The following is a 22,389-nucleotide window of genomic DNA, read 5'->3' on the forward strand; positions in this document are numbered from 1 at the left end:
TGATTCAAAAAAAAGACTTTATGAAAGCTCTAAGCCGAAAATGGGGAGCAGTGGCAGCGGCGGTTCTCATGTTAAGTTCCTTTACTTTCTCCGCTAACCCCGAAAAGGTTACCTGGGAGATACTGAGGGATGTTTCCTTTAATAAGAAGTGGTTCGCAAGCGAGCAGGTATATATGTTGTACCCGACTTTCGGGCCGACCGTAAAGAAGCTTGATAAAAAAGAGGTGGCAATTACCGGCTATGTAATTCCCCGGGACCTGGATGCGGGCTTATACGTTCTATCGGCTTTCCCCTTCAGTGCCTGCTTCTTTTGTGGCGGCGCCGGACCGGAGTCGGTCATGACCCTGAATTTCCCGAAAGGCTCTCCGAAGTTTAAAACGGATGAAAGACTGACTTTCAAAGGCACCCTGAAGCTGAACGCCGACGATATCTACGAATTGAATTATATCCTTGATAATGCGGAAGTAGTGAAGTAGGAGTGAGGTTTGAGCTGCGAGAGTAATCAGAAATGACAAGTCAGAAATCGGAAATCGGCCCGTTTACATCTCAAACGGGCCGATTTCTGATTTCCAAGCTCCTCACCCCTCATACCTCATACCTCATACCTCACATCTCACCCCTCCCTAACACTCACTCAACCCCACCGGAATATGCAGCGCCAGGCCGCCTTCGGAGGTCTCTTTGTACTTTTCGTTCATGTCGAGCGCGGTTTGCCACATAGTTTGAACCGCATTGTCGAGTGATACCTTTGCTGCGGACGGGTCACCCTGAAGGGCCAGCTGGGACGCGGTCACCGCTTTGATAGCGCCCATCGCATTGCGCTCGATACAGGGGATCTGAACCAGGCCGGCAACGGGGTCGCAGGTAAGGCCCAGGTGATGTTCCATAGCTATTTCGGCGGCCATCAGGCATTGCTCGGGTGTGCCGCCCATCACTTCGGTCAGCCCGGCTGCAGCCATCGCCGAAGAAACACCGATCTCTGCCTGGCATCCACCCATTGCAGCGGATAAAGTAGCTCCCTTCTTGAAGATGGAACCTATCTCGGCAGCGGTGAGGAGAAAGCGCTGAATTTGCTCATCGGAGCCGCCTTTGCAGAACACAACGTGATACATCAGCACAGCAGGGACCACGCCGGCAGACCCGTTTGTGGGTGCGGTTACGACGCGTCCGAATGACGCATTTTCTTCATTGACGGCAAGTGCGAAACAGCTGAGCCAGTCAAGGGTGTAGTTAAAACCCTGGCCCGAGTTCCTGATCATCTCAATCCAGGTATCGGTCTTCTCGGGTACAGGTTGTGACAGCAGTTTCTGGTGCATGGTTCCTGCACGCCTTTTTACCCGGAGCTCCCCGGGTAGAAAGCCGGTAGTCGTGCTACAGCCCCGCTTTATGCAGTCTACCATGGTATGCCAAAGTTTCAGCAGACCGTTTTGCGTTTCCGTGTCCGCACGCCAGGCCATTTCGTTCCGCCGAACGAGATCGCTGATAGAAAAGCCGTTTTCCCGGCAATGCTTCAGAAGGTCCGCGGCAGTGTCGGCGGGAAAAGGAAGCGCTAAAGTGCCGGCCTTTGCATCGTTCGCCGGAGCCTCCTCCCCCCGGTTGATAAAGCCGCCGCCTATTGAATAGTAAGTCTCGGTAAAAATAGTCTCTCCCTCCAGGTGGGCGGAAAACCTGATGCCATTGGGATGAAACGGGAGACTTTCCGTAAAATGGAACCGGATATCTTCCTTTTTTAGAAAGGCAACAATTGATGAATCCGACAGGGTGAGACTGCCGTCCCGGTTTATTTTTTCAAGGACATCCGGAATGGAGGCCGTATCAATGGTTACGGGGTCAAAGCCGGCCAGTCCTAAAATGGCCGCCAGGTCGGTCCCGTGTCCCTTCCCGGTTTTGGCTAATGAACCGTACAAATCCACTCCGATGCGTGAAACCCGGTCGATCACCCCGTTTTGCACCAGCGATCCGACAAATGCCTGTGCTGCGCGCCACGGACCGAGCGTATGCGAACTCGACGGCCCTACGCCGATTTTAAATATATCAAAAACCGAAATGCTTTCGTTTTTCATTACTTTTCCCATTACATGAAGCTCCTCCTGGCGAGCCGGTTCCTGATTGGTTTGTTGATTTCAGCCGCGCTGATACTCGTAAATTTACCGGAATTTTAGTAGCTTACTTACCGTTAGGAAATATCATTTTCAGCGTTTCGGATACTCTTATGAAACACACTTACTTTTTTAACGCGATATGCGTTTGTGCCTTGTTATTTCCCGGTTTTTATAGCCCGTTGACGGCTCAAACCCCTCAGTTTTCAGCCGAAGTAGTAGATAACCAGATAGATATAGGTTACGGCCTGGCAATAGGGGATGTAGACGGCGACGCCCTGCCCGACATTCTGTTGGCTGACAAAACCGAAATTGTCTGGTACAGGAATCCGGGCGCCAGGGACAAGAAATGGGAATGCCACATTATGGCTGAAAACCTGACGAAGTTTGACAATGTTTGTATTGCCGCACGCGATATCAACGGCGATGGCAGGGTGGAGGTAGCTGTAGGTGCGCAGTGGAACCCTGCCGAGACCAATGACCCGGCAAAATCGGGTGCGGTGTTCTACCTGGTTCCGCCCGCCGATCCCACGCAAAAGTGGTCACCTGTCAAATTGTACCACGACGTAACCATTCATCGCATGGCGTGGGGAAAGACGCCTGCCGGCAGCTTTCAGTTGCTGGTTTTGCCGTTGCATGGGCGGGGCAATGTCGATGGGGCGGGAGCGGGCGTAAACTGGATTGCTTTTTCGGTGCCGGATGATGTCCGTAAAACCTGGAAATACGACCTTCTGGACACTGGTATGCACCTGACGCACAATTTTCATGTTTACGAAAACGGGAAGTCACTGCAGGCAGCCGTGGCCGGTAAGGAAGGGGTTCAGATAATTGAATACAAGGGTAGCCGCTGGCGCGCGACGGGAAAATGGCTCGTCCGGAATCATGAGACAGGAGAGGTGACGGTATTTCGGCAGAAAAACGGCGAGGTAGTCACTGCAACCATTGAGCCGATGCACGGCACCCGGCTGATGGTTACGCAGCAGGACGGTAAGCGGACCATCCTGACGGCGGATTTTGCGCAGGGGCACGCCATAGCCGCCGCCGATTTTTTGAGCCAGGGTGAAAGTCAGCTGGTTGCAGGATGGCGTAATCCCAACAAAGATAAAGAAGTTGGGGTGAGGTTGTTGGTTCGTGAAAATAACGCCTGGCAGATGTTTCCTCTGGATGACCGCATACGAATGGCCTGTGAAGATCTGAAGGTGGCCGATCTGGACCTGGACGGAAAGCCCGACGTCATTGCCTCGGGCCGTGCTACACTTAATGTACTCATATATTGGAACGACAGCCAATAGCGGCAGGAGGCGGACCGGTAAATGAAGGACCGCCAACAGAAATTCAGGCAACGCGGGAACTGCCGGCAATACCAGTTTGTAATAGAAGTAGCAGTTCTTTGCGTTAACTTAAATTTGAGCCGGATTTTATGCCGATTGAAAATACACCACTTTCAGTTCTGGAGCTGGCGGTTGTTGCACAAGGCGGAAACGCCGGTCAGGCGATAGCCGATACCGTGTCCGTTGCAAAACATGTGGAGCAACTGGGGTACCGGAGTATATGGCTGGCCGAACACCACAACATGCAGCATGTGGCAAGTTCTGCGACCGCGGTACTGATCGGACATATAGCGGGCCACACCCACCGGATTCACGTAGGTTCCGGGGGAATTATGCTCCCAAACCATGCGCCACTCATGGTTGCCGAACAATTCGGAACCCTGGAATCCATTTACCCCGGGCGTATAGAACTGGGTTTGGGAAGGGCGCCCGGCACCGATCAAACCACCGCCCTGGCTCTGCGCAGAAGCAACCTGAATACCGCTTTTAGTTTCCCGGCAGACGTGCAGGAGTTGATGTCTTATTTCAAAAACGACGATCCCGACGTAAAGGTCAGGGCGTTTCCGGGAGAAGGGCTGAAGATTCCGTTTTATATGCTTGGATCGAGCACCGACAGCGCCCACCTGGCGGCGCACCTGGGGTTACCTTATGCATTTGCCGCTCATTTTGCCCCCTCTCAGCTGCGGTCTGCTGTAAATATCTACCGAAACGAATTCCGTCCGTCGGAACAATTGGCAGAACCACACGTAATGGTGTGCGTCAACGCATTCGGAGCGGATACGGACGCTGAAGCCTACCGGCTGGCAACGAGTCTTTTCCAGATGTTTATCGGGATGGTTACCAACCGCCGTGCTCCGCTTCCGCCGCCGGTTGATTCGTTGGATGCGTATTGGAACGAGGAAATCCGCCAGGCCGTGATGCGGATGGCCGCCTGCACCTTTATAGGCGACCGGAAAACGCTTAGATCTCAATTTGCCGACTTTCACAGGGATGTTCATTATGACGAACTGATTGTAACCAGTCATATTTTTGACCATCAGGCCAAACTCCGCTCCTTCGACGTGATACGGCAGGCTTTTTCGTGATCGCCCCGGCTTGTTTGTGCAGGTTGAGAATTTTACGTAAATAGTCGTTGAATACTCGATTATTATAGCGCCGGACACAAAGTATGGAAACGATTGCAGGTTATTTTAACAGCATTCCTTCTACGCACAGGGCACTCATCCTGGTCGGTGGCATTACCATTTTCTGGCTGATTGAAAATGCTTTTCCTTTGTTCCGGTTTCGTTATCACAAATTCAGGCACGCCGGGGTTAACATCGTATTCACGCTTACCACGGTAGTGGTCAATTTTATCCTGGCGTTTGCGCTCGTCCTTACCAGCCGGTGGGTGGTTGAAAATAAAACCGGCATACTGCAATGGCTTCCCGGACTACCCTTATGGGCCGAATTCCTGATCGGGCTTATTTTGCTGGATTTTGTCGGGGCCTGGTTGATACACTGGATTCAACATAAGGTGAAATGGATGTGGAAATTTCACCTGGTACACCATACCGACACTTACGTCGACACGACTACCGCCAACCGGCATCACCCCGGGGAGAGCGTATTCCGGTTCGCCTTTACGATGCTGGCAGTGCTGGTGACCGGTGCACCCATGTGGCTGGTATTTGCTTATCAGTCAATATCTGTGCTCCTCTCACAGTTCAACCACGCCAATATCCGGCTACCGGCATCACTGGACAGAATCCTCAGCCTGGTTATCGTCACGCCCAATATGCATCATGTGCATCATCACTACCGGCAACCCTATACCGACACCAATTACGGTAATATTTTCTCCTTCTGGGACCGTTTGTTCGGCACCTTCGCGACGGTAGACCAGCATTCCCTGGTCTATGGTGTGGACACCCACATGAGTAAGGAGGAGAACAGCCGGATCGGGAACCTTTTTAAAATCCCCTTTCAGAAATACCGTACTCCTTCCGGTAAATCCTGATTCACCTCCGTTGTTGAATCAGTGGCGCAGAAAGCGATCTTTAAATCGTTGAATTTTTTCAAACGTTTGCATGCTTTATTGAAATAATTGCATTTTGTAATGAAAATCGGTACTGCTATAATTGTGTGTCAATGGTAGTTTACCATAGCCTACCAGGCAAACATATGGGGTCATTACTAAGAAAAGCACAAAGTTCGCCGGTTTACCAACACATTGATGCCGCCTCGGCCGGGTGGGAATACCTGAATTTTGAAGCCCGAACCTTGAAAAAAGGAGAGGTCCTGGATGAGTTCACCGGCGAAAACGAATACTGTGTAGTATTGCTCGGGGGGAATTTCAGCGTGGAGTGCGACGGCAGGGTTTGGGAAACGATGAATGGGAGAAAAGACGTTTTTAGCGGAATTGGTCATGCCATGTACTTCTCCAGGCATAAACATTTTGTTCTTACCGCGGCAGAAGAGGAGACCGACATCGCGATCTGCTGGGTGAAAACCGAAGAGGATCATCCCACTTTCATGCAGCGCCCCGAAGATGCTCCCATCGAGATCCGGGGAGGTGACAATGCGAATCGCCAGATTAACGGCCTGATACCGCCGGGCGCCGGGTGCCAGCGGATTGTTTGCGTGGAAGTGTATACGCCATCGGGCAACTGGAGTTCGTTTCCCGCCCATAAACATGATGTAAGGACCGTCTCCGGAGAAGGAGAATTGCTGGAGGCAGACCTGGAAGAGATTTACTTTTACAAGATGGATAAACCGCAGGGTTACGCCATTCAGCAGGTGTATAGTGCTGACCGGTCCCTGGATGAAATTGTACGGGTGCATCACAATGAAGCGGTGCTCGTGCCTGAAGGTTATCACCCCGTAGTAGCCGGGCACGGATACAACGTATATTACCTCAATTTCCTGGCGGGGAGCGATCAGTCGCTGGCGAATACATCCGATCCGGATCACGAGTGGATTTATGGCACCTGGAAGGGCCGGGACCCCCGTCTACCCCTGGTAACCGCCGAAATGAACGGGAAAAGCAGAGTGTGATGAAGACTACCATTCCCCGGACCGATGTTGCCGCCGATTTGCTTACCATCGGCAGGTCTTCAATAGACCTGTACTCTTCGGACATCGGGCAGCCATTCGAAAAGATTACAGCCTTCAATGCATTTGTAGGGGGATGCCCCCTTAATATAGCCACGGGCGTAAGCCGCCTCGGCTTAAAATCAGCCCTGCTTACCGGGCTCGGTAATGATAAAGTGGGCGACTTTATTCACAATTTCCTGGAGAACGAGAACGTAGAAACCGCCTGGATCCCCCGTATCAACGACGCAAGGACCTCCGCCGTACTGTTGGGAATTGAGCCGCCCGACCGGTTCCCGCTGGTGTATTACCGGGAAAACTGTGCGGATATTCACCTCGACCTTGACCATATCGAGGCGATCCCGTTTGAAAAAATCCGGTTGGTGGTGTTCTCGGGAACGGCATTCAGCAAAGATCCCAGCCGGACGGCGATGCTGCTTGCCCTTGAGAAATGTCGCGCTCACGGTATTGCCACTTTGCTTGATGTTGACTTCAGGGCCGATCAGTGGCGCGACCCGAGGGCTTTTGGCATTGTTTTGCGCTCAGTGCTACCTATGTTCTCGATCGTAGTGGGCACCGAAGAAGAGTTACTGGCAACTTACCTGACCGATCGCTCGCAGCTCGAAATAAAACACCAGCAAATTTCGGCTCCCGAGCTGAGAGGCGATATAGAAGCTGCTATTGCGGGGGTGTTGAAGGCCGGTGCGGATACCCTGGTAGTTAAACGGGGCAAGGCGGGCGCTTCGTTGTTCCGTCCCGGTGAACCGGAGGTGGAAGTCCCCGGCTTTCCGGTGGATGTGGTAAATGTACTCGGCGCCGGGGATGCATTTTGCGCTGGGTTTTCCTATGGCGTTCTGAAGGGCTGGTCGCTTTACAAAAGCGTGCGGATGGGCAATGCCTGCGGCGCGATCATTGTAACAAGAGAAGGCTGCGCCAATTTTATGCCTACCTACGCCGAAGTTGAACAGTTTGTGGCCGACAGGGGAGGACTTTAGTATTTGATTAGCTGCATTTTGATTTTAAATAAATATTCATTCCATGCGATTAAGGAATTACATAGGAGGCGAGTGGAGGGACAGTCACTCCACCAATTATCTGGAGGTAACCAATCCAGCCACCCAGGAAGTATTGGCGGATGTGCCGGCAGGCAGCGCAGCGGATGTAAATGATGCCGTTGAGGCAGCAGTAAAGGCTTACCGAGAATGGAGCCGCACGCCGGTAAGCCAACGCATACAATTTTTGTTCAGACTGAAAACCATCCTGGAGCAAAACCGTGAGAAGATTGCTGAAACGATAACGCTTGAATCCGGGAAAACCATCGGCGAAGCGCGTGCGGAATTGGTCCGGGCTATAGAGAATGTGGAAAATGCCTGCGGTGCACCGGCAATGATGCAAGGTGTTTTTTCTGAAGATATTGCAAGAGGAATCGATGAATTTATGATCCGACAACCCGTCGGAGTCAGCATTTGTATCTCTCCCTTTAATTTCCCGGGGATGATCCCTTTCTGGTTTCTGCCTTACGCGCTTGCCTGCGGAAATGCCTTCATACTTAAACCGTCCGAGAAAGTTCCGCTGACGATGGTGTTGGTTTTCGAGCTGATGGAGCAGCTGGATTTGCCCAAAGGTATTTTGTCGCTGGTGCACGGCGGACAAGTGGTGGTGGATGCGCTGATTACCCACCCGGACGTCAGGACGGTGAGTTTCGTGGGGTCGTCACATGTGGCACGGCACGTTTACGCATTGGGCGCCGCTCATGGAAAAAGGGTCCAGGCGCAGGGGGGCGCGAAAAACCCTGTGGTGATTCTACCGGATGCCGATCTTCATATGACTTCCCAGATTGTAGCCGACAGCGTCTATGGCTGCGCGGGGCAGCGTTGCCTCGCCGCCAGTGACATCATCACGGTCGGAAATCGAAGCGAGGTGACTGAAAGCCTGGTGGAAGCGGCGAAATCGCGGGTAACCGGCTTCGGCCTGGACGAAGGGGTACATATGGGACCTGTTATTACGGCGGCCAGCAGAGAGCGGATCAGCGGACTCCTCGAAAAGGGCGTTCAGGAAGGAGGGCGGCTGCTTTTGGACGGACGGAAAGCGAAGGTCGCGGGATATGAAGAAGGAAATTTCATTGCGCCCACAATCATTGAGGATGTCCCGCTGGACGGGCAGCTTGCCGGTACTGAAATATTTGGCCCGGTTATGAACCTGATCCATTTTAAAACGATCGACGACGCCATTACTTACATCAACCGGAACAGGTACGGAAACATGGCCTGTTTGTTTACCAGCAGCGGTCAGAGCGCGCGCAGGTTTAGAAATGAAGCCGAAGCCGGTAATATCGGGATCAATATCGGGGTAGCGGCCCCAGTGGCGCAGTTCCCGTTTTCAGGGTGGAAAGACAGCTTTTATGGTGACCTCCACGGACAGGGAAGCCATGCCATCGAATTTTTTACACAAACTAAAGTCGTGATTGAACGGTGGCCAAAGGAATGGTCACGCAAGTTCTGACGGGAAACTAACTTCGCATTATGAAAATCGGCTTGGTAGGCCTGGGCCGTGTCGGCAAGATACACCTCGGCAATTTGATTCAGTATTTTACCGAAACGGAGGTTGTAATTGTTTCTGACCCCCTTGAAGAGTCTCATGATTTTGCCCGGAAGCTGGGTGTGGACCGGATCGTATTTGATGCCAGGGAAGTGCTTATGCACCCTGAAGTGGAGGCTGTAATTATTTGCGCTCCCACCCCGTTTCATATCCCGTACGTGAAGCTGGCTGCTGAAAACGGGAAGCATATCTTTTGCGAAAAGCCGTTGGATGTAGACCTGAAGGCCATCGCTGAGGCCCGGCAGGTGGTGGCTCAGAACGGTGTCAATCTCATGGTAGGCTTCAACCGCCGTTTTGACGATAATTTTGCGCGGGTAAAAGCGCTGGTAGCGTCCGGCAAAATAGGTGAGCCGCACCTTTTGAAAATCACGAGCCGCGATCCGGCGCCGCCGCCGCTGGAATACCTGGAGGTATCGGGTGGCATTTTCCTGGACATGACGATCCATGACTTTGATATGGCGCGTTTCATTGTCGGAAGCGAGGTAACCGAAGTATATGTGAAGGGCGGGGCACTGATTAACCCCGAAATCGCTAAGTTCGATGATGTAGACACCGCAGTGACGGTTCTGACTTTTGAGAACGGGGCGATCGGCGTAATTGACAACAGCCGGAAGGCGGTGTACGGCTACGATCAGCGGCTGGAAATTTTCGGTTCGGAAGGAATGGCGAGGGCTGAAAACCGCCATGAGAATGACGTGGTATTTTCCGGGAAAGACGGTGTCTCCGGGGCGCTTCCCCTCTATTTCTTCCTGGAAAGGTACGAAAAGGCTTTCAGGGCTTGCCTGAAAGAATTCCTGACCTGCGTCGAAACAGGTGCTTCCAGTACCGTGGATGCCCATGACGGGCTAATGGCAACCGCAATCGGGAAGGCTGCCGGCATTTCGCTCGCCGAAGGAAGGCCCGTAGCCATGAATGAGGTGCTGGCCGTATTGGAGCAAAAAGCAGAAACTCCCTGATCCCGGAAAAGTTTAGTTACCCCGAGCCTATTAACTTAAAACGGAATGAAGCAGACAGGATTGGAAACTCCGGATTTGATTGTATTCTTCTTGTATTTCATTGGTATCTCCGGTTACGGGTATTGGATTTACAAGAGAAAGTCGAAAGGCGAGACCACTTCTGCCGACTACTTCCTGGCCGAAGGTGCCCTGACCTACTGGGCGATCGGTGCTTCGCTGATTGCTTCAAATATTTCTGCCGAGCATTTTATCGGTATGTCGGGTTCGGGTTTTGCGATGGGACTTGCCATCTCTTCGTACGAATGGATGTCGGCAGCAGCACTTATTGTAGTGGCGTGGTTTTTCGTGCCCATCTACCTGAAAAACAACATACTTACCATGCCGCAGTTTCTGCGGCAGCGCTATAACCCGGTGGTGGCTACCATCATGGCTATTTTCTGGCTGCTGCTTTATGTATTTGTCAACCTGACGTCGATTTTGTACCTGGGAGCGCTTGCCTTGCAGGTAACTGCCGGCATCGACTTCACATGGGCCATTGCAGGGCTGGCTGTTTTCGCGGTAGTCATTACGGTCGGAGGTATGAAAGTGATCGGGTATACCGACGTAGTGCAGGTGGTAGTGCTGGTGCTGGGCGGGTTGGCGACCACCTACCTGGCGTTGGACATGGTAGCGGATTTCTTTGACAAACCCAATATCCTTGGAGCATTCAGCGCATTGAAGAGCGAAGCAGATACCCATTTTCATATGATTTTGCCGAGGGACAATCCTTATTACAAGGATCTCCCCGGCCTGACCGTGATAGTCGGGGCAATGTGGATCAACAACCTCAATTATTGGGGATGCAATCAATACATCATCCAGCGGACGCTGGGGGCGGACCTGAAAACGGCCAGGAGAGGGATTCTGTTTGCCGCCTTTCTGAAGCTGCTGATACCGCTTATTGTGGTTATTCCGGGGATTGCCGCGTATGTGCTGTACCAGAAAGGGGTTTTCGGACAGGAGATGCTTGATGTACACGGAACCGTGAAGCCGGATCATGCCTACCCGGTACTGTTAAACCTGTTGCCCGCCGGTCTGAAAGGGATGGCCTTTGCGGCGCTGACGGCAGCTATTGTAGCGTCGCTTGCAGGCAAGGCAAACAGTATTTCGACCATTTTTACGCTGGATATCTATAAGCTATATATTAATCCGAAGGCTTCAGAAAAACATTTGGTGCGCGTAGGGAAAATAACGATTTGGGTGGCCATGGCCATTGCAGTGGTTATTGCGCCTCAATTGCGGGTTCTGGAGCAGGCTTACCAGTTTATCCAGGAGTATTCCAGCTTTATTACACCGGGGGTATTCGCGATTTTTTTCCTCGGGATGTTTTGGAAAAGAACCACCAGCCTGGCGGCTATGGTAGCTGCCCTGCTTACTATTCCGCTTTCCGCAGGCTTTAAATTCTGGCTGGAGAACGTGCCGTTCCTGGACCGTATGGGGTACATATTTCTGATTTTGGTGGCGATAATCGTCGTGCTTTCGCTGATGGACCCGAAAAGCAAAAACAACCCGAAAGGCCTCGAAATCGAGCCGTCCATGTTCAGGACATCACCGGGTTTTGTCTATGTGGCTTTGCTGATTTGCGGCGTGCTGGCAGGGCTCTATACAGTTTTTTGGTAGCGGAAGGAGGCGTGTTGCAGCAAATACGATTAAGAATGAAGGTAACAACAGCAACCTTACTGAACCAGTGCTACGGCCGGTATGCGGTACCGGCGGTCAATGTTTTCTTCATGGAAGAGGTGATCGGTCTTTTCAGGGCGGCACAGCATTGGGCAGCTCCCATCATTGTACAGACCACCCCGTTTGCAAGGGATTATGCGGGGGCTGATATGCTGGTTTCTATGGTAGAGGCTGCGGAAAGGACCTTTCCGGACGTAGTGTTCGCCCTGCACCTCGATCACGGCGTCGAGTCGCATATAACCGGGGCAATCGGCAGCGGCCGTTATACCTCGGTGATGATCGATGCCTCGCATGACAGTTTCGAACGGAACGTGAAGAGGACGGCCGCTGTAGTCCGGATGGCGCACGAAAAGGGGATAAGCGTAGAGGCGGAGCTCGGGATTTTGGCTGGTGTCGAGGACGATCTGCTGGTATCAGCGGAAAAATCGTTTTACACCAGCCCGGCACAGGCTCTCGATTTTGTCCGGGAAACCGGTTGTGACAGCTTGGCAATTGCCGTAGGAACCAGCCATGGTGCCTACAAATTTTCGGGCGGGCAAGGATTGCAGTTCGACATCCTGGAAGAAATCGGGGAAAAGCTGCCCGGGTTTCCGTTGGTGCTGCATGGCGGGAGCAATGTACAAAGTGGTGTAATCAAACGGATCAACGCGGCAGGCGGCAAGTTGGGCGAAGCAGCCAGGGGTGTTCAGGACGAGGAGATACGACGGGCGATTCCGCTTGGAATTACCAAGGTAAATATTGCCACTGACATGCGGTTGCTCTGGACCATGGTCAACCGGGAGTTTTTCAGGGACCGCCCTGAGGAGTTCACACCCACCACCGCCGGGGCCTTATATATGGAAGCTTACACGGACTATATCGGTACAAAAATAGCATTGCTGGGGGCTGAAGGGAAAGCCGCAGAGTTTTCCTGAATTTCCGCCTTTCCAGGGTTTCTACTCCAATCAAACACGGAAAATATGACCAGAAGGCTAACGGTGGCACAAGCTACCATTGAATTTCTTAAACAGCAATATGTAGAAAGAGATGGCGTGGAAGCTAGGTTTTTCGGTGGCTGCTTCGGGATTTTCGGACACGGCAACCTCGCCGGGTTCGGACAGGCATTGCAACAATACCCGGAATTTGAGTACTACCAGTGCAGGAATGAGCAATCTATGGTGCACACGGCTGTGGCTTACGCCAAGGTAAAGAATCGTATGGGAGCCTTTGCGTGTACTACTTCAATCGGTCCCGGCGCTACGAACATGGTGACCGGCGCCGCCCTCGCAACGATTAACCGGCTGCCGGTGCTATTACTGCCTGGCGATATTTTTGCAAGCCGCGCCCCGAACCCGGTGCTGCAGCAGCTTGAAAGCCCGGCCGGGCAGGATCTTTCGGTGAATGACTGTTTCAAGCCGGTTTCCCGGTATTGGGACCGGATTAACCGGCCGGAACAGTTAATTTATGCGTTACCGGAAGTGATGCGGGTATTGACCTCGCCTGCTGAGACAGGAGCGGTGACGCTGGCTATGCCGCAAGATGTGCAGACCCATGCCTATGATTTCCCGGAAGCGTTGTTTCGCAGGCGCGTCTGGAAAATTCAGCGGAACAGGGCGGACCAATCAGTTTTAAAAATGGCGGCCGAATGGATTGCGGCGTCAAAAAGGCCCGTTATTGTTGCCGGAGGCGGCGTGATTTACAGTGATGCCTCGCAAGTACTGGGCAGTTTCGCGGGACGGACAGGCATACCGGTAGGGGAAACTTTTGCCGGCAAAGGCGCGACCCGCTACGATGCGCCGTATAACATTGGGGGGCTAGGGGCAACGGGTACCCGTTATGCAATTGAACTTGCAAATGAGGCGGACCTCGTGATCGGGATCGGTACCCGATACAGTGATTTTACCACGGCGTCAAAATCGATCTTTCAGAACCCGGATGTAAGGTTTGTTAACATAAACATAAGCGAATTCGATGCTTTCAAGCACGCCGCGCTTCCGGTAGTCGGAGATGCCCGCGCGGTCCTGGAAGAGTTGTCCGGGCTTTTGCAGGGCTATGAGGTTGCGCCTGCCTACCGGGAAAAAGTGGAAGGATTTAACAGGGCATGGGACAGTGAGGTGACCAGGATCTATGCCGAAGGGAACGGGGAGGTCCCGCCGATTGACCAGGCGGTCGTGATCGGTACGCTGAATGACTTCATGGATGACCATGATATTATGATCAATGCTTCTGGCAGTGCGCCGGGCGATCTCCATAAGCTTTGGAGGACCACCGGGCCGAAGAACTTCCACCTGGAATACGGTTACTCCACTATGGGTTACGAAATTGCCGCCGGATTAGGGGCGAAAATGGCCAGCCCCGGAAGTGAAGTGTACGTGATCTGCGGGGATGGCGGATACCTCATGAACAATCATGAACTTGTCACGGCGATCCAGGAAGGGATCAGATTTACGGTGCTCCTCCTTAATAACAACGGATTTGCCAGCATCGGCGGGCTTTCAGAAAGCATTGGCGGTAAACGTTTCGGGACACAATACCGGTACCGGGGCGCAACCGGGCAGCTTGACGGCAAAACGCTCCCCGTTGATCTCGCTTTGAATGCGCAAAGCCTGGGGGTAAATGTGATAAAGGCGAGCGATCGGGCGTCGTTGCTACAGGCTTTGGAAGCGGCCAGATCGGCGGACAAAGCAACGGTGATATACATCGAAACCAGCCTTTACCGGACTGTCAAAGGATACAATGCCTGGTGGGAGGTGCCGGTAGCCGAGGTGTCTGACGATGCCGACGTGCAGCGGGCTTATGAAACCTATCTGGAGAATAAAAAATCCCAGCAAATTTATCTTTAAAGCGATATTACCTTTCAACTTTACCAACACTTAAGCACGAACAGGATGAAAGTATCTTTGGGGATCGCTCCCATTAACTGGACAAACGACGATATGCCCGAGTTGGGGGCCGAAAACACGTTCGAGCAATGCATCAGTGAAATGGCATTGGCCGGTTTTGAAGGGTGTGAAGTGGGGAATAAGTTCCCGCGGGATACTTCGGTCCTGAAAAAAGCGCTTGCACTAAGGAACCTCCGGATTTGCAACCAATGGCATAGCTATGAGCTGACTACAAAATCATTGGCGGAAAACGTGGCTGCTTTCCGTCAAACCCTGTCCTTCCTGAAGACAATGGGAGCTCCCGTGATAGGAGGGGGGGAAACCGGCAATAGCTGCCAGGGCAGGGTCGACGTCCCGGTATTCTCCGGGAAGGGAATGCTCGCTACGAACGCCGAATGGAAATCCTTTACGTCGGGCATGAATGAGCTTGGGAAAATTGCAGCCGATAGCGGCCTCAAACTGGCTTTCCATCATCATATGGGGACTTGTATCCAATCTGCCGAAGAAACGGAGCGTTTTCTGAACGACACCCATCCCGACCATGTTTTTTTGAACTATGATTGCGGGCATTTTTATTTTGCAGGGGAAGACCCGGTAGCGTGTCTAGGGCGTTTTGCGGGGCGGACCGCACATGTGCACCTGAAAGATATCCGCCCCGGCGTACTGGAAAGCGTGCGGCGTGAGTCCATGAGTTTTCTTGACGCCGTGCGGAAGGGGGTGTTTACCGTTCCCGGCGATCTCGAAGGATGCATCGACTTCAAAGGGTTGTTTTCGGTGCTTCGCCAGTCGGGCTATTCGGGCTGGCTGGTGGTTGAAGCCGAGCAGGACCCGGCTTTGGCGAACCCGCTGACATACGCTCAAATGGCAAAAAAGTTTCTGGACGGGTTAATTTGAATTAACGATTTGGTTGGGCGGGAAAAGTTTTTTGTCTTATTAAGCTAAAAAGTTCGTAGTTTAATACCAAAAAAAGTTTCACCTAACCGACCAAATAGCTATGGGAATTCTGTCCTGGATCATTTTCGGCCTGATAGCAGGTGCTATTGCAAAGTTTCTTCATCCCGGCGAGGATCCGGGCGGTTTTTTCGTGACCATCATCATCGGCATAATCGGCGGCATCGTCGGTGGCTTTATCGGCTCGTTATTGGGGGTTGGAAGTGTTGATGGCTTTAACTTCGGCAGCCTGGTGATAGCAGTGCTCGGCTCCATACTTTGCCTGTTCCTCTACCGGCGCTTCAGGGGGTAGTGGCTGTAAAAATCGTAGGTACTCTCAGATTAATGGTTATTTTTGTTCCTCGACCAGGACGAGTACCTATTGTCCATCAACCCATATTGCGTGAATGAAGCTGATCAATGATATTGTCATTTGGTTTATGAAGAAGCGCTTTGAGCGCATCGAGCATTTTAAAAAGTACCCCGTCGAGACGCAGCAGGGCGTCCTGGACGAGCTTCTGCAAACTGCCCGGTTTACCGAATGGGGGATCAGATACGGTTACGGACAAATAAAAACAGCAAAGGAATTTTCGGAGCAGGTCCCGGTTTCAACTTACGAGGACCTGTTCCCTTTTATTGAGCGCGTTCTGAAGGGGGAGCCCAACGTTTTGTGGCCTTCCTCTGCCGATTGGTTTTCCAAATCATCGGGTACAACCAACGCGCGCAGCAAGTACATCCCGGTTTCGGCCGAATCGCTGGAGGAATGTCATTATAAAGGGGGAAAGGACATGATGACGCTGCTGGTGCAGAATCGCCCGAATACAAGTGTCTTTGATGGCAAAGGGCTCTCGATAGGAGGGACGCTGCACCCGAACCCCTATGATAAGGATACCCAGGCCGGGGACATTTCGGCTATCATCGTGAATAATCTGCCTTCCTGGGCACAGTATTTGCGCACGCCACCCCTTGAAATCGCCTTGCTGGATGAATGGGAGGAGAAAATTTCGAGGATGGTGGAGGTATGCAGCGAGGAAAACGTGACGAATATGCTGGGCGTTCCCACGTGGGCGATCGTTTTGCTGGATCGTATACTGGAAAAGCGAAGGGCCGGCAATATGTTGGAAATATGGCCGGATTTCCAGGTGTTTGTACACGGAGCGGTATCGTTCGCACCCTACCGGGACCTGTTTAAATCAAAATTTTTCCCGTCGTCATCGGTAGACTACATGGAAGTATACAATGCTTCCGAGGGATATATTGCCGTTCAGGATGACTTATCGAAGATCGGTGAGATGCTGCTGATGCTCGATTATGGCATTTATTACGAGTTTGTTCCGATGGGCGAAGTGCATAAAAAGTACCCGAAGACGCTAACGCTCGACGAAGTGGAGCTGAACACCAATTATGCCCTTCTGATGTCCACCAACGCGGGGCTTTGGCGCTATATGATCGGTGACACTGTTAAATTTACAAGCAAATACCCTTTCCGGTTAAAGGTGAGTGGCCGGACCAAACATTTCATCAATGCGTTTGGAGAAGAAGTGATTGTGGAAAATGCTGATGTATCGATAACGGAGGCCTGCCTGCAGACCAATGCGAAAATAAGAGAATTTACCGCCGCGCCTGTCTTTATGGACGAGTCCGGAAAAGGGGGCCATGAGTGGGTGCTCGAATTTGAGACGCAGCCCGACGATTTTTCGCGTTTCTGCAGCGTGCTGGATGCCAAGCTGAGAGAGGTGAACTCCGATTATGATGCCAAACGCTACAAGGACATCGCTTTGGTGCCGCCGATTGTTCATCAGGTCCCGGAAGGTACGTTTTATCAATGGATGAACAACCGCGGCCAGTTGGGCGGCCAGCACAAGGTACCCCGGCTGAGCAATGAGCGAAGTTATGTAGAGGGATTACTGGAGCTGAAATCGCTTTGACGAATTCCGGAGAAAATTAAGGGTTTCACGCCGAGTCCGTCCGGACAGAAGAGAATTGTTATATTTTATTGAGAAATTAAGCAAATTTTAATTTGTCTTTAACTCCATTTTAATAAGAGGCTGGTTATTTTGTTATATCAGAATTAGAGCATTCGATTATAACGATATACTCTTTTCATTTTTTTGTGGTGTGTATTGAAAACTTGCCCGGTACAGGTCGTGCCGGGCAAAGTTTGTTTTTAGGGTAGCCTCCCGGGCACGAGGTCAATTGATCCCGTGCGGCTAAAGTATTAAGCCACGAATTCACTGATTTTTACAGCGTGACCAAGATAAAAATTAGTGAATTCGTGGCTATATGACAGGAAAACGCGACCTAGTGCCGTTTTTTTACCTGGATCACCTTCAGTTTATCTAACAGTCGGATGATCGGGTAAGTGGGGTCAAGCTCAAACCATTTCTGACCGAAATTGATAGAGTTGGGGCGCTTGTGGTGGTTGTTCTGAAACAATTCGCCCAGCATAAGAAAGTCGAATATCAGCGAGTTTTTTGACTCGTCTTTATTGTCAAAGTTCTGATAGCCGTACTTGTGGCCGCTCCAGTTCACGATAGCACCGTGGATGGGACCCATCAGGAAGTGAATCGGAAGCAGGAAGAAAAATGCCCAATGCATATCCAGGTACAGGAATGCCAGGATATAGAAGGCTAAATAAAGCAGCCCCCAGCCGATTCTGGATACCCAGCTGTCACCCAGCTTTTCGATCAGGTTCCATTCCGGGTAATTTCTCTCAAACCGGTGTTCGACCTCCCGTTTCCTGGATAAAACGGCGTTGTATATTTTTTTGGTATCCCACATCATCGTAAACACGTTTTTGGTATGATGGGGGGAATGCGGGTCTTTTTCAGTATCGCTGAACGCATGGTGCATCCGGTGCAGAATCGCATATGCCCGGGGGCTTAAATACGACGAGCCTTGCGAAATATAAGTCAGGAAATAGAAGAATCGCTCCCAGAACTTGTTCATTGTGAACATTTTATGTGCCGAGTAGCGGTGCAGGAAAAACGTTTGGCAGAAAAGAGAAAGATACCAGTGAACGATGAAAACTACTAAAACGATGTACATTACTTAATACGGTAGGCAGATTTGCACGAATCTAATAATTTTAACTGGTTTTTTTAACACCTGTCAGAAATTCGTAAAAGAAAAACTAATCAGGTTAGCGCCCATCCGGAGCGCCTGTTGCCGGACTTCTTCCGGGTCATTGTGTACACTTGCGTCCTCCCATCCGTTACCGAGGTCAGACTCATAGGAGTAAAAGCAGACGAGCCGTCCCTGCCAGAAAAGGCCGAAACCCTGGGCGGGTTTATTGTCGTGCTCGTGGATTTTCGGCAAGCCGCTCTCGAAGCGGAACTGTTGCCTGTAAACTGCGTGATCAAAAGGGATTTCCATAAAGCTAAGCTCCGGAAATACCTTTTTCATTTCTCTCCGTATAAAAGGGTCCAGCCCGTAGTTGTCATCGATATGAAGGAAGCCGCCAGCAAGAAGATAGTTCCTGAGATTGGAGGCTTCCTGGTTTGTAAAAACGACATTACCGTGGCCGGTCATGTATACGTAGGGAAAGCTGAAAAGATGCGGGCTTCCGATCTCCACCACTTCCTCCTGGCTGCGGATGTTCGTGCGCAGGTTTTCGTTGCAGAAGCGTATCAGATTAGGAAGCGCGGTTTTGTTGGCATACCAGTCGCCCCCGCCGCCATACTTCAGCTTCGCAATCCTGATGCCGTTAGATTGGCCAATTGCCTCTGTCATCAGGCCCGGGATCTGCAGAAATGCCCAGGTCAGAAACAGCAGCTTGATTGGCATTTTTAGCATGATCAGGTTGTTTTTGTGTCAAAAAACTTGGCTTTGACAAACTGCCAGACCATTGGCAGTACCGATATGAAGATGATAAGCAGTATGACCTTCTCGAAATTATTTCTTACGATATCGATGTTGCCGAGGAAATAGCCTGCCAGCGTAAGCCCGATTACCCAGATCAGCCCGCCGACGACGTTGTAGGTAATGAAAATGCGGTAATTCATGTGGCCGACACCGCCTACAAAGGGAGCGAGCGTCCTCACGATCGGCACAAATCGGGCGATTACAATAGTGGCCGGGCCGTATTTGTCGTAAAAACCGTGGGTTTTTTCAATATGTTCGGGCTTGATAAAATTCTTGCCGAATATTTTTACATGGAGTACTTTTTCTCCAAAGAACCTGCCGATGAAGTAATTGGTGGTGTCGCCGAGTATCGCTGCAATGATCAGGAGTGCTATTACCAGCCACACATTGAGCGAATCGGGGTATTGGGCGGCCAGCATTCCGGCGGCGAAGAGCAGGGAGTCGCCGGGGAGGAAGGGCATAAAAACGACCCCGGTTTCTACAAAGATGATGAGGAAAAGAATTGCATAGGTAAGTGTGCCGTAGTCTGCGATGATGGCAGCTAAATGCTGATCCAGATGAAGAAAAAAGTCTAGGATCTGGCTGATAATTTCCATTCAATTTTAGTTTTTTGATTGAGAAAATGCGAAAACGTGTCCCCTCTTAATCCAAGCCTTATGGTTTCCAGCGGGATGAGCTCCTCCGGGGCGATGTTGCCCAGGTTGACATTGGGCCCGCACAGTTTTACAAACCATGCCTGCTGGGATTTCTGAGGAGCTTCCCAGATGATCTTGTCGCTGGGGACGGAGGTCAATATTTCGTCTACCAGGCCTTGTCGAACCTCACCTGAAGCCCTGAAAAGCCCTACATTACCTGACTCACGCGCTTCGCCGATGACTTTCCAGGCCCCGGCAGCCAGTTCGGCGTTCATGAGCTTAATCCATTGATAAGGCGGAATAATTTTCTCTTCGTCTTTGGAACCTACTTCAGAGAGCACCACAAAGTCTTTGGACAGCTCCTGGATGAAATGGCATTTGGCGTCATGCTCGATTTCGATGGAACCATCGGAAACTTCAGCGTGGAAGATCTTGAATTTGTCCAGAATACGCCGGTAATCATCGAACTGATCCCGGACGATGAATGCTTCAAAAAGCGTCCCACCGAAATAAACCGGTATGCCGGCCTGGTGATAAGCCTCTATTTTTTGCTCCAGGTTGGGAGTAACATAGGACGTTGCCCAACCCAATTTTACAATGTCGATGTAATTTTCTGCCACAGACAGGTAGTCTTCTACCTGGCGGATGCTAAGCCCCTTGTCCATCATCATGGTCAAGCCGCTCTCACGTGGTTTTGAATTTCTATCAGGGATTTGCGATAAATGATAATTCATCCTTTATACCATGGGGCGTTATATGCGGTCAAAGTTAAGGTTTCCTCGGCTCCGTACCAAAAAAATGCATAATTTGAGAACCGGTAAAAGACATTTTCATAGATAATTCCTATTTTCGGTCCCTTTGGCCGGGCGTGATTCTCACGAAGGAAAATAAATAAAAATTTTTGAATAATGCACATTGAGGAAACGAATCCGAGGCTGGAGTACTTTAAAAACAACCCGGAACTGGCGTTCAGAGAAGTGCCGGCGGGGGTTACCCGCTGGCTGGACGGGCGCCTGAAGGAGGTGGGACCCGGTCATATGGCGGCAGAATTTGTGGTGCGGGAGGATATGACCAATCCGATGCAGGTGCTGCACGGTGGTGTGGCCGCTATGATCATGGATGAAATGATGGGGATTATGGTTTACCTGCTCGGGCATGAATTTGCCCATACGTCGGTAAACCTGAACTGTGATTTCCTGAGTCCTGCCCCGGTAGGCGCCCGGCTCGTGGCGGCGTCACGGGTAGTGCGAAAAGGGCGAAACGTGGTGCATTGCGAATGTGTAATAACGGGGCAACAGGGAAAAATTATTGCCAAGTCTGCTTCAAACCTCATCCTGACCCCCATAGCCACGCCAGCCGGCCCAGGCACCAAATAACCCCTCACCCCTCACATCTCACATCTCACCCCTCAAAAAAATGGAAACCATCGATTGGGCACAATTTGAAAAAGTAGACCTGAGGGTCGGAACAGTATTAGAGGCCCGGGTATTCAAGGAAGCACGGAAACCCGCCTACCAGCTCTGGATTGATTTCGGGCCCGAAATCGGGATTCGTAAAACGAGCGCTCAGATTACCAGGCATTACCAGCCGGAGGAACTGGCCGGCCGGCAGGTAGTTGCCGTTGTGAATTTCCCGCCGAAACAAATTGCCTCCTTCATGTCGGAATGCCTGGTTACCGGCTTTCCCGATGAAAATGGGGATATCGTACTGACGGCAGTAGAACGACCGCTTCCCAATGGAAGCAGGCTCTGTTAACTCCTGTCCAGGTTGGATGATCCGGATAAAAAGCGCTAATTTGCGGTTCATTATTATTACTGTCGGATTATGAAAAAGGTGCTTTTGTACGCCATTTTATTTACGGGCCTGATCAGTGGTTCCTGTTCGGGAAAGAAACAACCCGGTGAAATGCTGGTCGAGGCCAATAAGATCCACCTCGAGGCCGTCGAGATCTACGATGAAGCGCATACACTGCTGGATGCCGCAAAAGGCAAAGCGGTAGCCAGAAATGACAGCGCGCTCCTGGTCCGGGTCGACTCGGTCCATCAGTTGCTTCACGCCTGGAAAGAGAGCCTTTACGAGGTGCCGGGGTTCGAACACAACCATGAAGCGGACGGGCATAACCATGAGCACGAACACAAGGCAGTTCCCGCAATGACTGACGAATCGATGCTTTCCTATCAGAAGAATGCAAAAACGGCGGTCGAAGAGATAAAAATTGAACTACTGGCAATGAGTAAGGAATAAGGAAATCGGAAATCGGAGGTCGGAAATCGGGCTGCCGATGCTGATTTCTGATTTCCGACCGCCGATTTCCGATTTCCCCA

22 protein-coding genes are annotated in these 22,389 nt (G+C 51.4%); 17 read left to right on the plus strand and 5 right to left on the minus strand.

The genetic code is table 11. From position 1 onward, the window contains the following. Window positions 1-68 precede the first annotated feature (68 nt). The gene (locus ABD852_RS01025) at window positions 69-476 is read left to right on the plus strand and encodes a DUF3299 domain-containing protein (protein WP_425568744.1); all 408 of its coding nucleotides are present in this window, start codon (window positions 69-71) and stop codon (window positions 474-476) included. Between the two features lie 147 nt (window positions 477-623). Here ABD852_RS01025 and ABD852_RS01030 read toward each other — a convergent pair whose 3' ends face one another. Continuing rightward, window positions 624-2,063, minus strand: a complete 1,440-nt coding sequence (locus tag ABD852_RS01030) for an L-serine ammonia-lyase (RefSeq protein WP_345026126.1) — start codon at window positions 2,061-2,063, stop codon at window positions 624-626. Between the two features lie 149 nt (window positions 2,064-2,212). Between ABD852_RS01030 and ABD852_RS01035 the strand changes: the two genes are divergently transcribed. The 13 genes from ABD852_RS01035 to ABD852_RS01095 all read left to right on the plus strand — a co-directional run bounded on the left by ABD852_RS01035 (window position 2,213) and on the right by ABD852_RS01095 (window position 17,494). Further along, window positions 2,213-3,391 carry an FG-GAP repeat domain-containing protein gene (locus ABD852_RS01035; RefSeq protein ID WP_345026127.1) on the plus strand — a complete coding sequence of 393 codons (1,179 nt, stop codon included), beginning with the start codon at window positions 2,213-2,215 and terminating at the stop codon, window positions 3,389-3,391. Between the two features lie 128 nt (window positions 3,392-3,519). After that, a complete protein-coding gene (locus ABD852_RS01040) occupies window positions 3,520-4,515 on the plus strand; it encodes an LLM class flavin-dependent oxidoreductase (RefSeq protein ID WP_345026128.1) in 996 nt (331 codons plus the stop codon). A gap of 83 nt (window positions 4,516-4,598) precedes the next feature. Next, complete coding sequence (locus ABD852_RS01045; RefSeq protein WP_345026129.1) at window positions 4,599-5,429, plus strand: sterol desaturase family protein; 831 nt, start codon at window positions 4,599-4,601, stop codon at window positions 5,427-5,429. Between the two features lie 164 nt (window positions 5,430-5,593). Then, entirely contained in the window at window positions 5,594-6,466 is an 873-nt protein-coding gene (iolB, locus tag ABD852_RS01050; protein ID WP_345026130.1) for a 5-deoxy-glucuronate isomerase, read from the plus strand. After that, window positions 6,466-7,497, plus strand: coding sequence for a 5-dehydro-2-deoxygluconokinase (gene iolC, locus ABD852_RS01055; RefSeq protein ID WP_345026131.1), 1,032 nt, complete (start codon window positions 6,466-6,468; stop codon window positions 7,495-7,497). Before iolB ends, iolC begins: the two co-directional genes overlap by 1 nt. Window positions 7,498-7,540: 43 nt before the next feature. Beyond that, on the plus strand, window positions 7,541-9,004 hold the full coding sequence (locus tag ABD852_RS01060; protein WP_345026132.1) for a CoA-acylating methylmalonate-semialdehyde dehydrogenase: 1,464 nt from the start codon (window positions 7,541-7,543) through the stop codon (window positions 9,002-9,004). Window positions 9,005-9,024: 20 nt separating this feature from the next. Beyond that, entirely contained in the window at window positions 9,025-10,056 is a 1,032-nt protein-coding gene (gene iolG, locus ABD852_RS01065) for an inositol 2-dehydrogenase (RefSeq protein ID WP_345026133.1), read from the plus strand. A gap of 45 nt (window positions 10,057-10,101) precedes the next feature. Beyond that, complete coding sequence (locus tag ABD852_RS01070; RefSeq protein ID WP_345026134.1) at window positions 10,102-11,715, plus strand: sodium/sugar symporter; 1,614 nt, start codon at window positions 10,102-10,104, stop codon at window positions 11,713-11,715. Window positions 11,716-11,750: 35 nt separating this feature from the next. After that, window positions 11,751-12,689 (plus strand): class II fructose-bisphosphate aldolase, encoded by a 939-nt coding sequence (locus ABD852_RS01075; RefSeq protein ID WP_345026135.1) that lies wholly within the window; start codon window positions 11,751-11,753, stop codon window positions 12,687-12,689. Window positions 12,690-12,734: 45 nt separating this feature from the next. Next, window positions 12,735-14,597 (plus strand): 3D-(3,5/4)-trihydroxycyclohexane-1,2-dione acylhydrolase (decyclizing), encoded by a 1,863-nt coding sequence (gene iolD, locus ABD852_RS01080; RefSeq protein WP_345026136.1) that lies wholly within the window; start codon window positions 12,735-12,737, stop codon window positions 14,595-14,597. 45 nt (window positions 14,598-14,642) lie between these two features. Beyond that, the gene (iolE, locus tag ABD852_RS01085) at window positions 14,643-15,530 is read left to right on the plus strand and encodes a myo-inosose-2 dehydratase (protein ID WP_345026137.1); all 888 of its coding nucleotides are present in this window, start codon (window positions 14,643-14,645) and stop codon (window positions 15,528-15,530) included. A gap of 100 nt (window positions 15,531-15,630) precedes the next feature. Continuing rightward, on the plus strand, window positions 15,631-15,879 hold the full coding sequence (locus ABD852_RS01090; RefSeq protein WP_345026138.1) for a GlsB/YeaQ/YmgE family stress response membrane protein: 249 nt from the start codon (window positions 15,631-15,633) through the stop codon (window positions 15,877-15,879). Between the two features lie 94 nt (window positions 15,880-15,973). Beyond that, the gene (locus tag ABD852_RS01095; protein WP_345026139.1) at window positions 15,974-17,494 is read left to right on the plus strand and encodes a GH3 auxin-responsive promoter family protein; all 1,521 of its coding nucleotides are present in this window, start codon (window positions 15,974-15,976) and stop codon (window positions 17,492-17,494) included. 373 nt (window positions 17,495-17,867) lie between these two features. Here the strand turns inward: ABD852_RS01095 and ABD852_RS01100 are convergent, their stop codons facing one another. From ABD852_RS01100 to ABD852_RS01115, 4 genes are all read right to left on the minus strand, one after another. Continuing rightward, window positions 17,868-18,614, minus strand: coding sequence for an acyl-CoA desaturase (locus tag ABD852_RS01100; RefSeq protein ID WP_345026140.1), 747 nt, complete (start codon window positions 18,612-18,614; stop codon window positions 17,868-17,870). Window positions 18,615-18,677: 63 nt separating this feature from the next. Beyond that, window positions 18,678-19,298, minus strand: a complete 621-nt coding sequence (locus ABD852_RS01105) for a DUF4159 domain-containing protein (protein WP_345026256.1) — start codon at window positions 19,296-19,298, stop codon at window positions 18,678-18,680. A 65-nt stretch (window positions 19,299-19,363) separates the two neighbouring features. After that, window positions 19,364-20,026 carry a DedA family protein gene (locus ABD852_RS01110; protein ID WP_345026141.1) on the minus strand — a complete coding sequence of 221 codons (663 nt, stop codon included), beginning with the start codon at window positions 20,024-20,026 and terminating at the stop codon, window positions 19,364-19,366. Beyond that, a complete protein-coding gene (locus tag ABD852_RS01115) occupies window positions 20,002-20,799 on the minus strand; it encodes a phosphosulfolactate synthase (RefSeq protein ID WP_345026142.1) in 798 nt (265 codons plus the stop codon). The genes ABD852_RS01110 and ABD852_RS01115 overlap by 25 nt, the downstream gene beginning before the upstream one ends. A 174-nt stretch (window positions 20,800-20,973) precedes the next feature. Here ABD852_RS01115 and ABD852_RS01120 point away from each other — a divergent pair, with 174 nt between their 5' ends. From ABD852_RS01120 to ABD852_RS01130, 3 genes are all read left to right on the plus strand, one after another. Then, window positions 20,974-21,441, plus strand: a complete 468-nt coding sequence (locus ABD852_RS01120; protein WP_345026143.1) for a PaaI family thioesterase — start codon at window positions 20,974-20,976, stop codon at window positions 21,439-21,441. A gap of 40 nt (window positions 21,442-21,481) precedes the next feature. Beyond that, a complete protein-coding gene (locus ABD852_RS01125) occupies window positions 21,482-21,820 on the plus strand; it encodes a tRNA-binding protein (protein ID WP_345026144.1) in 339 nt (112 codons plus the stop codon). A 69-nt stretch (window positions 21,821-21,889) separates the two neighbouring features. Next, the gene (locus tag ABD852_RS01130) at window positions 21,890-22,309 is read left to right on the plus strand and encodes a hypothetical protein (protein ID WP_345026145.1); all 420 of its coding nucleotides are present in this window, start codon (window positions 21,890-21,892) and stop codon (window positions 22,307-22,309) included. The last annotated feature ends 80 nt before the right edge of the window (window positions 22,310-22,389 follow it).

The sequence above is a fragment of the Ravibacter arvi genome (genome assembly GCF_039540405.1).
Taxonomy (GTDB): domain Bacteria; phylum Bacteroidota; class Bacteroidia; order Cytophagales; family Spirosomataceae; genus Ravibacter; species Ravibacter arvi.

Coding starts and splice junctions, on each gene's coding strand:
- ABD852_RS01035 (WP_345026127.1), top strand. CDS start 2,213: ATGAAACACACTTACTTTTTTAACGCGATATGCGTTTGTGCCTTGTTA.
- ABD852_RS01025 (WP_425568744.1), top strand. CDS start 69: ATGTTAAGTTCCTTTACTTTCTCCGCTAACCCCGAAAAGGTTACCTGG.
- ABD852_RS01075 (WP_345026135.1), top strand. CDS start 11,751: ATGAAGGTAACAACAGCAACCTTACTGAACCAGTGCTACGGCCGGTAT.
- ABD852_RS01100 (WP_345026140.1), bottom strand. CDS start 18,614: ATGTACATCGTTTTAGTAGTTTTCATCGTTCACTGGTATCTTTCTCTT.
- iolC (WP_345026131.1), top strand. CDS start 6,466: ATGAAGACTACCATTCCCCGGACCGATGTTGCCGCCGATTTGCTTACC.
- iolE (WP_345026137.1), top strand. CDS start 14,643: ATGAAAGTATCTTTGGGGATCGCTCCCATTAACTGGACAAACGACGAT.
- ABD852_RS01060 (WP_345026132.1), top strand. CDS start 7,541: ATGCGATTAAGGAATTACATAGGAGGCGAGTGGAGGGACAGTCACTCC.
- iolB (WP_345026130.1), top strand. CDS start 5,594: ATGGGGTCATTACTAAGAAAAGCACAAAGTTCGCCGGTTTACCAACAC.
- ABD852_RS01105 (WP_345026256.1), bottom strand. CDS start 19,298: ATGACAGAGGCAATTGGCCAATCTAACGGCATCAGGATTGCGAAGCTG.
- ABD852_RS01040 (WP_345026128.1), top strand. CDS start 3,520: ATGCCGATTGAAAATACACCACTTTCAGTTCTGGAGCTGGCGGTTGTT.
- ABD852_RS01110 (WP_345026141.1), bottom strand. CDS start 20,026: ATGGAAATTATCAGCCAGATCCTAGACTTTTTTCTTCATCTGGATCAG.
- ABD852_RS01130 (WP_345026145.1), top strand. CDS start 21,890: ATGAAAAAGGTGCTTTTGTACGCCATTTTATTTACGGGCCTGATCAGT.
- ABD852_RS01095 (WP_345026139.1), top strand. CDS start 15,974: ATGAAGCTGATCAATGATATTGTCATTTGGTTTATGAAGAAGCGCTTT.
- ABD852_RS01120 (WP_345026143.1), top strand. CDS start 20,974: ATGCACATTGAGGAAACGAATCCGAGGCTGGAGTACTTTAAAAACAAC.
- ABD852_RS01090 (WP_345026138.1), top strand. CDS start 15,631: ATGGGAATTCTGTCCTGGATCATTTTCGGCCTGATAGCAGGTGCTATT.
- iolG (WP_345026133.1), top strand. CDS start 9,025: ATGAAAATCGGCTTGGTAGGCCTGGGCCGTGTCGGCAAGATACACCTC.
- ABD852_RS01125 (WP_345026144.1), top strand. CDS start 21,482: ATGGAAACCATCGATTGGGCACAATTTGAAAAAGTAGACCTGAGGGTC.
- ABD852_RS01030 (WP_345026126.1), bottom strand. CDS start 2,063: ATGAAAAACGAAAGCATTTCGGTTTTTGATATATTTAAAATCGGCGTA.
- iolD (WP_345026136.1), top strand. CDS start 12,735: ATGACCAGAAGGCTAACGGTGGCACAAGCTACCATTGAATTTCTTAAA.
- ABD852_RS01115 (WP_345026142.1), bottom strand. CDS start 20,799: ATGAATTATCATTTATCGCAAATCCCTGATAGAAATTCAAAACCACGT.
- ABD852_RS01045 (WP_345026129.1), top strand. CDS start 4,599: ATGGAAACGATTGCAGGTTATTTTAACAGCATTCCTTCTACGCACAGG.
- ABD852_RS01070 (WP_345026134.1), top strand. CDS start 10,102: ATGAAGCAGACAGGATTGGAAACTCCGGATTTGATTGTATTCTTCTTG.